General features: G+C 59.9%; 8 protein-coding genes. 3 read left to right on the forward strand and 5 right to left on the reverse strand.

From position 1 onward, the window contains the following. Window positions 1-53: 53 nt before the first annotated feature. A complete protein-coding gene (locus HXO69_RS07940) occupies window positions 54-1,388 on the reverse strand; it encodes an SseB family protein (RefSeq protein WP_296546381.1) in 1,335 nt (444 codons plus the stop codon). 280 nt (window positions 1,389-1,668) lie between these two features. Here HXO69_RS07940 and HXO69_RS07945 point away from each other — a divergent pair, with 280 nt between their 5' ends. After that, entirely contained in the window at window positions 1,669-3,027 is a 1,359-nt protein-coding gene (locus HXO69_RS07945; RefSeq protein ID WP_296546383.1) for a DUF6882 domain-containing protein, read from the forward strand. 203 nt (window positions 3,028-3,230) lie between these two features. After that, entirely contained in the window at window positions 3,231-4,202 is a 972-nt protein-coding gene (gene rarD, locus HXO69_RS07950) for an EamA family transporter RarD (RefSeq protein WP_296546385.1), read from the forward strand. A gap of 114 nt (window positions 4,203-4,316) precedes the next feature. Here the strand turns inward: rarD and HXO69_RS07955 are convergent, their stop codons facing one another. The 4 genes from HXO69_RS07955 to HXO69_RS07970 form a co-directional block, all read right to left on the reverse strand. Beyond that, window positions 4,317-4,460, reverse strand: a complete 144-nt coding sequence (locus HXO69_RS07955) for a methionine/alanine import family NSS transporter small subunit (protein WP_005508316.1) — start codon at window positions 4,458-4,460, stop codon at window positions 4,317-4,319. An 8-nt stretch (window positions 4,461-4,468) separates the two neighbouring features. Next, window positions 4,469-6,052, reverse strand: a complete 1,584-nt coding sequence (locus HXO69_RS07960; RefSeq protein WP_049353378.1) for a sodium-dependent transporter — start codon at window positions 6,050-6,052, stop codon at window positions 4,469-4,471. Between the two features lie 380 nt (window positions 6,053-6,432). After that, window positions 6,433-7,494, reverse strand: a complete 1,062-nt coding sequence (locus HXO69_RS07965) for a polyprenyl synthetase family protein (RefSeq protein ID WP_049356287.1) — start codon at window positions 7,492-7,494, stop codon at window positions 6,433-6,435. 54 nt (window positions 7,495-7,548) lie between these two features. Further along, window positions 7,549-8,280 carry a demethylmenaquinone methyltransferase gene (locus HXO69_RS07970; protein ID WP_296546388.1) on the reverse strand — a complete coding sequence of 244 codons (732 nt, stop codon included), beginning with the start codon at window positions 8,278-8,280 and terminating at the stop codon, window positions 7,549-7,551. A gap of 276 nt (window positions 8,281-8,556) precedes the next feature. Here HXO69_RS07970 and HXO69_RS07975 point away from each other — a divergent pair, with 276 nt between their 5' ends. Then, a complete protein-coding gene (locus tag HXO69_RS07975; RefSeq protein ID WP_294643331.1) occupies window positions 8,557-9,396 on the forward strand; it encodes an ABC transporter substrate-binding protein in 840 nt (279 codons plus the stop codon). The last annotated feature ends 2 nt before the right edge of the window (window positions 9,397-9,398 follow it).

The raw sequence follows: 9,398 nt of genomic DNA on the forward strand, positions 1-9,398 counted from the left end.
CTACTCGTGTCGCCGCCTCAACGGTTTAAGTTATTTAATTTTAATGCAGGAGCTTAGGCACCCATGCGGGGCTGCGAATCCACAATCTCCAGCAGCTCGCGAATCTGCGCCGCGCTCAGCACGGTAGAGGGGTTAATCGCGTTCACCTTCACGCTCGGTGCACCAATATCCAGGGCGTAACGCAGAATATCCAGGGCGTTCGCCGAACGCACCTCAATATGCGGGTCCAGTGCCGCAATTTCAATGGCCGAGGTGAACACCAGCAGGCTCTGCGGGTTGCCGTTCTCATCCGGGTCAAACACGAAGGAGGCACCGGACGGGTCGGCAGGGTCAACGCCCACCAGCAGCACGGACGCCGGGGACACCAGCGAGCCGAGTAGCATCTGCATATTGTCCTGCACCAGCGCCATTTTCGCGCCGTCATTGCGGGGAGAAGTGACAATCCAGTGCACCTGAGCGCGCTCAATGTAGCACTCGTGATCGGTGCCGGGGTCAACCACAATCAAGTCCAGCGCCTCATTGCTGAGGAAATCAATGAAGACCTTCATCGCCGGTTCGCGCAGAATCAGCTCATCCCCCTCGGATTCCTGGCGCACGTAGCTCTTGCCGATGTGTTCGGAGGAGGAGAACACGCACAGCGCCTGCATGCCGGTCTCGGGCATGCGAATGACCTGGTGGGCCAGTACCGACTCAGGGCCCATTGCGTCCGTCTCGGAGGGAATCAGCAGGGAACCGGTCGCATCAAGTAGAACGTCGCCACCAAGCATCGTACGAACCACGTTAATGAGGGTTCGCTCCTGTACGTCGTTGCGGAAGGTCTCCAGAGCAGCAACCAAGTAGGGGTTCGGAATCTCATGCTCGCTCGAAGACAATGATGCAGCGGCAGAGTGGCGGGCACGGCCCTCCATACGCTCACGAGCCCATGCCGGGATACGCGAAGCATCACGGGGGAACTCCGCCAGGTGCTCACGCACGTCGGTTGCGGTCAGGGTGCCTTCGTTCTTCCAGCTGGCCGGTTCGTCGTCACGGTTATAGGAAGCACCCACGCTGAACTGCGGGTTGGGCCAGCCGGTAGCTGCAACCACGATGGAGGCGGTAAACCAGGTGCCGCGGTTACCGTCGTAGGCGGCGCGCTGCAGCTTACGGACCTCAGCAATAATGGGCGAGCCGTCCTTGAGCGGGCCGATGGTGCCGATGAACTCTTCACCGTTGCGGAATTCACGCACGCGCACGAAAATCTGACCTGCCAGGGGTTTGACGTCCAGCACCATTTCGCTCCAGCCGGGGTCAACACTAACGACATCCAGCAGCCAGCTTCCAATGTTGTTCAGCGCGTCCTGGATGCGCGCGGCACGGCTACTCGTCTCGGCGAGGCGGGGTTCAGTCATAGTTCATACATCCTTGAGTGTGAATACGGCGCGGCTGGAGGCATCCGTGTTCGGTCGTAGTGTCGGCTTACAGGGTGCCGGAAGAAGCCGTCCCTTCGATTCTAACGAACACGGGCACTCCACGCAGATAGTTTACGCCGAAAGATATATGCTCTATCTCTCCCTCGGAGCTCTTGGATACGGCTCAAACAGGCGCCTTAGAGCCCAATACGCCTAAAGCGCACCCCAAAACCGGAGACACACGGCATAGTGAACGCTAAAAGGTTGATAATCTTGAAACATGACGAATTCTCTGCAGGACCTTATCGACGCATCGATCTTTATCTCCACCGAGTACCAGGCTCGACTCGCTGAGCTCGTGGGTACCTCCGAGTGGAACGTGGACTTCACCTCCCAGTCTCTGGATTTTGAGACCACTCCCCCGCTTTCGCTCAAGCCGCACCTGCTGGGCACCGAATCTGAGAACCGCGGTACTTGGATTTGGTCTTGGCAGCAGCTGGGCTACTTCCCCGACTCCGTTGTTTCTGCCGCTATTCAGGCGCGCGAAACCGGTGAGCGTGACGGCCTGACCGAGCTGACCACCGACGAACTGCCCCTCTCCGAGTCCCTGGCACGCCGCCTGACCCTGGCAACCAAGACCATCAGCGGCCTGTACGCGCACTACCCGCTGCCCGCGGGCGCTGGCGTGCGCGCATGGACCCTGCTGGAGGGCGCTGAGCTGACCCTCGAGGCTCCGACCTACAAGGGTATCGGCCGTGTCATTGCGAAGACCCTGCAGAGCGAAGAGATTCACAATCAGGTTCTGGCGGTGGACTCCTACGCTCAGCAGCGCGGCTTCCACATTGCCTGGGACACCGAGGCAACCGCCGTGCTGACCGCAACCGACGGCGCCCTGCGCCTGTGGTTCGACGACGGCCGCATCAGCGGCATCGAGCAGGCTGAGCCTCAGGTTGGCCCCGAGGTTCTGGAACAGTGCGCAGCCGCTGCCGCTCAGCGCCGCGAATCCCTCGCCGCCCTGCGCACCGAGATTGAGCGTGTGGCAGCCGCTGAGGCAGCCGCACAGAACGCACAGCGTGAGCAGGAGGCAGCAGAACGCGCCGCCGCACGTGCCGAGGCTGAGGCTGAGCGCGCTGTCGAGATCGCAGAGCACGCACCGGTCGCAGAGACCGAGGTACCCGGCGTCGAGAGCACCGAGAACCTCTACCCCGCCGACGAGGCTCCCTTCGATCAGGAACCGGCAGAGCACGCAGAGCCCGGCCTGGTCACCGTGGAGACCCTGCCCGGCGAGTACGAGGCAGAAGAGACCGAGCAGGCTCGCGTCTACACCGACGAGTCCATCGGTGCCGAGCAGCCCGAGTACGAGACCGTTGAGGCTTCCGCCGAGTACGCTGAGGAGCCGGTTGCCGCTGAGCCCGTTGCCGAGCAGCCCGCAGCTGCACAGCCCGCCGAGGCTGAGCACTACGAAGAGCACGCAGAGTACGAAGAGCAGCACGTGGAGCCCATCCGCAACGCTGGTGCAGCTCCCGACCTGCAGGCAGAGCACGAAGAGGCAGCCCGCCGCGAGCAGGAAGAAACTGCACGCCGCGAGGCAGAGCAGCCCAAGAAGAAGGGCTTCTTCTCCCGCTTCTTCGGCCTCTAAACCGAACACGCAGCGACGTTTCAGGCGCGGTATCCTCGTGGTACCGCGCCTGTGGCGTCTTTAGCGTAGGCTACCCCCGTATCGGGTACAGTAGTGTGCGCGCGTTGATACCCCGATGGGCACCCCACCGGCGCATCCCGATGAATAGCTAAAGAAGAACGTAACCGAAGAATCAGATCAGAAGAATCAGGTCAGAAGAAACCATGTCAGAGACGCAGAAGCACACCACCCGCAACGGGTTTATCACCATCATCGGCACCTACATTATTTGGGGTCTGCTCCCCCTGTATTTTGTGGTGATGGCACCGGCGGGCCCGATTGAGATTGTCGTGGCGCGAGTGGTCTTCTCCCTCATTTTCTGCGCCATACTGCTGCCGCTGGTACGGGCAACCGCGGACTTCCGCCGCGCTCTGCGGAACCGCCGCGTCATGCTGGTACTGACGGCTGCATCGTTCCTTATCTGCGCGAACTGGCTCATCTACGTGGTGGCGACAACGACCGGCCACACGATTGATGTGTCCCTAGGCTATTTCATTAACCCGCTGGTCTCCGTGGTTCTGGGCGTGATTTTCCTGCAGGAACGACTGCGCGCCGCCCAGTGGGTCTCAGTGGCGATTTCCTGTATTGCGGTGCTGATGATGAGCCTCATCTACGGCCAGGTGCCCTGGACCGGCCTGGGCGTGGCCTTTACTTTCGGCATCTACGGCCTGCTCAAGGCCCGTATCGCCCATGAGGTGAGCCCCATCGTCTCGCTGTCCCTCGAGACGCTAATCCTGGCTCCCTTCGGCGTTATTGCGTTCTTCGTCCTCAACGCGCAGGGTCAGATGACCCTCCTCAGCGAGGGCGCCGGGCACTTCTGGCTTCTCGCCTCCACCGGCGTGGTCACCGTTGTGCCCCTCATGCTCTTTGCGGCGGCAACCAAGGCGCTACCGCTGTCAGTCATTGGCATGGTGCAGTACCTGGGCCCGACCATCCAATTTGTTCTGGCGCTGACCGTTCTGCACGAGCAGATGAGCGCCGATAAGGTGCTGGGTCTGAGCCTCATCTGGATTGCGCTCATCATTTTCACCGTGGATGCGGTGCGTGCCTCCCGCTCCTACCGCGCCTCCGCGCTGTCCGACCCGGAAACCGGCATGATCCCGCTCGTAAAAGCTGAAGACGTACAGAGCAAGTAGCTCTCCCCAACCCGGCTAAAACACTGTCCCGCACAAAATACACTCCCGCATACAACAAAGTGATGCCCCGCAGACGTTAGCCTGCGGGGCATCACTTTATGTCGCGTTCACACGCTAAAGCTCAGACCCCTGAGCTTCAGCAGCAGCATCGAGAGCATCCAGATCCGGATGACGGTGCAGGTTCAGCAGAGCCAAACCCAGGCCACCCCAAATGATCAGGATTGCCACAATGAGCATCACAATTGCGGAGATAGACATGAGGGCTCCTAACGGGTAATAGTCGAATCAACGTGGCCGTGCTCCACCTGACCGGAAATCACCGGAGGTGCCGGCGGCTCTTCAGCCGCACGAGACTTCTTCGACCAGGGCAGAAGAGAAACAACGATCGCACCAACCAGAAGCAGTGCGCTCATACCCCAACCGAAAATCGCCAGCAGATCCGCAGGGTAACCCTCATACGGGGTCGCAATCAGCTTGATAACGCTCTGAATCAGAGAGTAACCCAGAACCAGCGGAGTCACGACAGCCAGCAGACCCATCCAGATCTTGCCGACCTTGATGGAAGAGTAGCGGTTCAGGTGCTCAGCCAGAGCGGGCAGAGCACGCACCACGTATGCAACCACGATAATGGCGCACAGGCCGGCAGCCAGAATACCGAAGAGGTTCACGAAGTTATCGAGAATATCCAGCACGTACAGGCCGGTAGTGGTCGGCATCAGCAGCAGCGAAATCAGAGCCATCGGAACAATCACCAGTATGGTGGACGCCAGACGGGAAGTCGCGAACTTGTCCTGAATACCGGCGATAATCACCTCAAGAATCGAAATGAGGGAGGTGAAACCAGCAAAAAGCAGGGAACCGAAGAAGAGGATACCAATCAGCACGCCGCCGGGCGCCTGAGAAATAATGGTCGGGAACGCGATGAACGCCAGACCAATACCGCTGGTCGCAACCTCGCTCACCTGGGTGCCAGCAGCCTGAGCCATGAAGCCCAGAGCAGCGAACACACCAATACCAGCAAGAAGCTCGAAACCGGAGTTCGCGAAACCAACCACAGCACCGGAACCGGTCAAGTCAGTCTTAGGCTTCAGGTAGGAAGAGTAGGTGACCATAATGCCGAAGCCAATGGACAGCGAGAAGAAAATCTGGCCGTACGCAGCAACCCACACGTCCGGGTTAGCCAGGGAGTCCCAGCTGGGGGTGAACAGAGCGTTCAGACCGTCCACAGCGCCGGGCAGGGTCAGCGAGTAAATCACCAAACCAACGAACATGACCAGCAGCAGCGGGATGAAGATAATGTTGGCTGCGCCCACGCCCTTCTGAACACCCAGAGCCATCACAGCGAGCAGAACGCCCCACACCAGAACCATGGGAATCAGGATGTTCATGTTGAAGTCCAGGGAGACGCCGGGATCCTTTGCGACCTTCAAGAACTCGCCCTGGAAGAACGCCTTCGGGTTATCGCCCCACTCATTGGTGAAGGAGAAAACCATGTAACGCAGAGCCCACGCCACAATAGCGGCGTAGTAGATAGCGATGACAAAGTTGATACCCATGTGCCACCAGCCAATGAACTCGGTCTTACGGTTCAGACGGCGGAAAGCCAGCGGGGACGACGCACGCGCACGGTGACCGATTGCGTAGTCAAAGAACAGGAAGGTCAGACCGGCGGTCAGCAGGGCGACAATATAGGGAATCATGAAGGCGCCGCCGCCGTTATCAAATGCGATGTAGGGGAAACGCCAAATATTGCCCAGACCAACAGCAGAACCGATGGCGGCAAAGATAAAGACGCGACGGCTAGAGAAGCCTTCGCGCTTCGTGGGCGCCTTAGGGGTAGATGCTCCCATAGTTGTAAACCTCGAATGTGTGGGGACGCGGATGGTTGGTGCGAGAATAACCCGTCGGAGTGGTGGGCTCTGCTCGCGTCCAGAAATAGTAAACGGCTCTCCAACACGGGGTGGGCGTGGAAGCCGTCAAACGTCTGAAGGGTGGATGTGCGCCTCAGGCATGCCTATAAGGATTACCTTAAAGGCATATAGCGGTCAAGGAGACCCCAGCATACGGAACTATGCGGGACAGGGCACCCGCTCATACCTGCCCTGAAAACCGGTACTGACTAGCCATAATGCAGAAAACCCCCGCTGAATCTGACTGGATTCAGCGGGGGTTTTGAAGTATGAGACGCATCAGCGCTTACGCCAGCGCACACGTTACGTGGTGAGGCATTTTAGCCCTCGCGGTGAACCACAGCGTGAGCGAAGGACTCCAGCGCAGCCTTCGCGGTGGACTCGGGCAACGGAGCAATCGCGGCAATCGCGCGGTCCGCCCAGTCGTAAGCAATCTGCCATGCTTCCTGGGTGACCGGGTGGGCGGCGAGCGCCTCCACAGCGGTCTCCAGAGCCTCGTCGGAGCTGAGGTCTGCATCCAGCAGGGCGCGAACAGCAATAGCAGATTCGTCGCCGGCGGCTACCGCGCGGTCCAGCAGGATGGTCGGCAGGGTCGGCACGCCCTCGCGCAGGTCGGTGCCGCGGGTCTTACCGCTGGTCTTGCCGTCGCTCACAATGTCAATCACGTCGTCAGCCAGCTGGAATGCCACGCCGACCAGCTCGCCGTACGCCTTGACCATGGAGATGACGTCTTCGGAAGCGCCCGAAAGCAGGGAGCCGTACTCACCGGCAGCGGCAATCAGGGAACCGGTCTTACCCTCAATGACCGCGATGTAGTGGTCGAGCAGGTCCTGGCCCTCGCGGGGGCCGGTGGTCTCAAAGAGCTGACCGAGCACCAGACGCTCAAAGGTCTGGGACTGAATCTTCATGGGGCGGGTACCCAGCTCGGAGACCAGCAGGGATGCGCGGGAGAAGATCAGGTCACCGGTGAGAATGGCGACGGAGTTGCCCCAAATCATCTGGGCGCTGTCCACACCACGGCGCTTGGGGGCGTCGTCCATAACATCGTCGTGGTAGAGGGTTGCCAGGTGAGTCAGCTCAACGACCACGGCGGCCTCGATAACCTCGTCGTTGATTTCGCCGTCGACAGCTGCCGAGAGCAGCGCCAGCAGGGGACGCACACGCTTGCCGCCCGCGGAGAGCAGGTGGCGGGATGCAACATCCGCCAGGTGATCGGTCTGTGCGATGGCTTCTGCCAGGCGCTCCTCAATACGCGCGAGGGAGGAAAGAATCTGCGGACCCAGCTTGGGGTCTGCGGCGATGAGTTCGAAGCCTGCAGGAAGCTTCAGGTCGAGGTCTCCCAGCAGGTCGGTTGCGGCAATGGGCTGCTCTGCGTTGCTCACGGTGTCTTCTATCTTCTTGGTGTTGGTGTCTTCGGTGGTGTGTGAACGCGGTGTCTATGCGTTGTGTGCTTCAGGCTTGAAACCGCGGTGAATGGCGACGATGCCGCCGGTGAGGTTTCGGTACTGCACGGAGGTGAAGCCCGCCTCCTTGAACTTCTGCGCCAGTTCCTGCTGGTTGGGCCAGGCGATGATGGACTCGGCGAGGTATTCGTAGGATTCGGGGTTGGAGGAGATTGCGCGGGCAATCGGCGGAATCGCCTTCATGATGTAGTTCTTGTAGACCGCGCCGAAGGGGGCGAAGGTCGGGGTGGAGAACTCCAGGACGACGATGCGTCCGCCGGGCTTGAGCACGCGGTAGATTTCACTCAGTGCCTTGGGGTAGTTGGCGACGTTGCGCAGACCGTAGGACATGGTCACTGCGTCGAAGGTTTCGTCGTCAAAGGGTAGGGCGGTGACGTCTGCCTGCACGAAGGTCATGTCGGGGCGGCGGCGGCGGCCCACGTCGAGCATACCTTCGGAGAGGTCTGCAGCGATAACGTCTACGCCGGCGTCGGCGAAGGGTTCGGAGGAGACGCCGGTACCTGCGGCTACGTCCAGTACTTTCTGGCCGGGGTGCGCGTCTACGGCGGCGACTGCCTGCTTACGCCAGTAGATGTGCTGCCCGAGGGAGAGGATGCCGTTCATGAGGTCGTAGCGTTCAGCGACGGTATCAAACATGGCGGCAATATCGCCGGTTTTCTTGTCTAGGGTTGCGCGGGTTGCGCGGGTGTTCTTCTCTGCGTTCACGCTCTCAATTGTGGCATGGAGGTTAGGAGATTAGATAGTTGGGTAAACCGTAGTAGTGTCGCACGGTACGTTAAGGTGCGTTCTGGAGTTGTTTTTGAGTCTCTAATTCGGGGTTTTATTCAGTTTTCCCGGTGGGATTTATGTATATTCAGCAAAAATTTATGAATATTTATGTATATGCTTGCATTTTTTAACATTGGGGCGCACAATAGACCATAGATTTCATAGAACGCGCCACTCCACGAGTGAACGCACACCCCACACAGGAGCATCCCAATGAACACCGCAATCCTCAAGAAGGCATCCCTCAAGCCCCTCGCACTGCTGGCGGTGCTGCCCCTGGCACTGACCGGCTGCGTCTCCACCGCCAACGAGAACACCGACCCTAACGGCGAGGTCAGCCTCGTCAAGTCCGGCACCCTCAGCGTCTGCACCAACACCCCCTACAAGCCCTTCGAATACGAAGAAAACGGCACCATTGTCGGCCTGGATGCAGACATCGCCAACGCTATCGCCTCCGACCTGGGCGTGAAGGCTCAGCTGACCTCCATCAGCTTTGAGGGCCTGGACTCCGGTACCGGCCTGGCCACCGGTCAGTGCGATATCGCCCTGGCGGGTATCGGCGTGACCGACGAACGTAAGAGCAAGATGGAATTCACCACCGTCTACTTCGACGACAACCTGGCAATCCTGGTTCCCAAGGGCTCCTCCATCACCTCCGCCGCAGACCTGAAGGGTGTCAGCGTTGGTGCACAGCAGGCAACCAGCGGTGAAACCTACGCCAAGGAAAACGGCGCAGAGGTCATCCAGTACGAAGACACCTCCCTCATGTTCTCCGCCCTGAAGACCGGTCAAGTCAAGGCAGTCGCAGCGAACCTCTCCGTGGTGTCCGAGGCGCTGACCAATGACCCGGACTCCTTCAAGATTGCCTACCAGGATTCCGAGAACACCGAGCAGATTGCCGCAGCAGTTTCCTCCAACAACAAGGCACTGCTGACCAAGGCAAACGCCACCATCGCCAAGCTCAAGGAAAACGGCGAGCTCGACAAGATGAAGGCCAAGTGGGTTGGTGCCACTTCCTCCACCTCCGCGAGCGCCTCTTCCTCCGCGTCCTAAGC

Origin of the sequence: Rothia sp. (in: high G+C Gram-positive bacteria) (assembly GCF_015265375.1) — a bacterium.
Classification (GTDB): Bacteria; Actinomycetota; Actinomycetes; order Actinomycetales; family Micrococcaceae; genus Rothia.